The organism is Falsihalocynthiibacter sp. CO-5D18, from assembly GCF_041205445.1.
In the GTDB taxonomy this organism is placed as follows: Bacteria; Pseudomonadota; Alphaproteobacteria; order Rhodobacterales; family Rhodobacteraceae; genus Falsihalocynthiibacter; species Falsihalocynthiibacter arcticus.
On record NZ_JBGFCF010000046.1, the window covers coordinates 1 to 2,240 of the forward strand.

Genomic DNA, 2,240 nt, shown 5'->3' on the forward strand with positions numbered 1-2,240 from the left:
TACATCCCCGACCCGTCGGGCTTTATGTCGACAGGCATCAATGAGGCGCTGGCCTATATCAACGCCAACCTGACCGAGCCGTTCAGCGAGCATAACCTCGCCGAAATTGCGGGCCTCAGTGCGGGGGCGTTTTCGCGCAGCTTTCGGCGGCATACGGGGATGGGCCTCGTTAAATACGTCAACCGGTTGCGGATCAATCTGGCTTGCCAGATGTTGATGCGGCCCGATGAGATGAAAATCACCGACGTTTGTTTTTCGTCGGGCTTTAACAACCTTTCGAACTTCAATCGCCAGTTTCAGGCCCAAAAGGGCATGTCGCCCACGCGGTTCCGAGAATTGCTGGCAAAGAACATCGGCGCGGTGGAGGCCGCCTGAGAAAAGCTAAAGAAAACGCATACCGGAAGCCCCGCAGCATGATCCCCGTAGGCAGACTTGGTCTGGCAACGAACGAGGAAGGCGTGCTGCAAGCCAACCGGAAAATCCGGACTGCCTATGACCCAAGCACACCGGAACACACGATCAGTGGTCAACATGGAGGAAGACAAATGACACATTTCACAACCCGACTGACAGGCGCGGTCGCGCTTGCGGTTGCCCTAATGGGCGGCACGGCGGCAATGGCCCAACAATCCGGCACGGTCGCATTTCTGATGCCCGATCAGGCGTCAACGCGCTATGAAGAGCATGATTTTCCTGGCTTTAAGGCCGAGATGGACAAGCTTTGTGCGGATTGCACCGTCATCTATCAAAACGCCAATGCGGATGTCGCACTGCAACAACAGCAGTTCAATTCGGTCATCACTCAGGGGGCACAAGTTATCGTGCTTGACCCTGTTGATTCCGCCGCTGCCGCGTCGTTGGTTGCACTGGCCCAAAGCCAAGGCATCAAGGTCATCGCTTATGACCGCCCGATCCCTGACCAGACTGCCGACTATTATGTATCCTTTGACAATGAGGGAATCGGCTATGCGATCGCACAATCGCTTGTTGACCATCTCAAAGCGCTCGGCGTTCCAACCGATACGGGCGGCGTTCTTCAGATCAATGGCTCGCCCACCGATGCGGCCGCTGGCTTGATCCGCGATGGGATCGACCGCGCGTTGGATGCAAGCGGTTACACCACGTTGTCCGAATTCGACACGCCGGATTGGGCGCCACCAAAGGCACAGGAATGGGCCAGCGGTCAGGTGACACGCTTTGGATCTGATATTGTCGGTGTGGTCGCGGCCAATGACGGCACGGGCGGCGGCGCAATTGCAGCCTTTAAGGCGGCAGGCATTGACCCAGTTCCACCTGTAACAGGCAACGATGCGACGATCGCGGCCTTGCAGCTGATCATCGCGGGCGACCAGTATAACACTATCTCCAAACCATCCGAGATCGTGGCAGCGGCGGCGGCGAATGTGGCTTACAAGATGTTGCAGGGCGAAACCGTCGCGGCGGAAACCAGCCTCTATGACACGCCGTCACAGTTGTTTGTTCCTGCGGTTGTGACACGGGAAAACATCAAAGAAATCGTGTTTGACTCAGGGGTCACTTCTGCTGCTGACGTTTGCACGGGGCGTTACGCCGACGGTTGCGCCGAACTCGGTATCGAATAAGCGCCACCGATAAAGTTGGCTGGCCGCAACTCCCTCGGCCAGCCAATCACGCCATGGGGCATCGCAAAAGGACCATTGGACATGATAAAAACATCACAAGAATTGATCCCAAAAGGGGAACGCATCCTAAGTTTGCGAGGTGTCTCAAAGAATTTCGGCGCTGTTTCGGCTTTGACGGATATTGATCTCGATGTGCACGCTGGCGAAGTTGTCGCGCTTGTCGGCGACAATGGTGCGGGGAAATCGACGCTAGTCAAAGTGCTCGCAGGGGTTCATGCGCCGACATCCGGCGATATCTCGTTTCACGGTCGCCCCGTGACAATGGCGAGTCCAAGTGACGCGCTAGAGCTTGGGATTGCCACCGTCTTTCAGGATCTCGCTCTATGCGAAAACCTCGATGTGGTCGCCAATATTTTTCTGGGGCAGGAGCTCAACCCGCGCCGCCTTGACGAAGTGGCGATGGAGGTACGAGCTTGGACCTTGCTCAACGAATTGGCCGCGCGTATCCCCTCGGTGCGTGACGTCGTGGCGTCTCTCTCTGGTGGGCAACGCCAGACCGTCGCCATCGCGCGTTCACTGCTGCTCAATCCCAATATTATTTTGCTCGACGAGCCAACAGCCGCCCTTGGGGTTGCGCAA

The 2,240-nt window shown here is 56.9% G+C and carries 3 protein-coding genes; all 3 read left to right on the top strand.

Annotated elements, in window-relative coordinates; translation table 11 throughout:
* Positions 1 to 375: helix-turn-helix domain-containing protein (locus AB9F27_RS21720; protein ID WP_369758179.1), on the top strand; the 375-nt coding region annotated here is incomplete at its 5' end.
* Positions 376 to 545: 170 nt separating this feature from the next.
* Positions 546 to 1,601, top strand: coding sequence for a sugar ABC transporter substrate-binding protein (locus AB9F27_RS21725; RefSeq protein WP_369756681.1), 1,056 nt, complete (start codon positions 546 to 548; stop codon positions 1,599 to 1,601).
* 81 nt (positions 1,602 to 1,682) lie between these two features.
* A partial coding sequence (locus AB9F27_RS21730) for an ATP-binding cassette domain-containing protein (RefSeq protein ID WP_369758180.1) occupies positions 1,683 to 2,240 on the top strand: 558 nt, incomplete at its 3' end.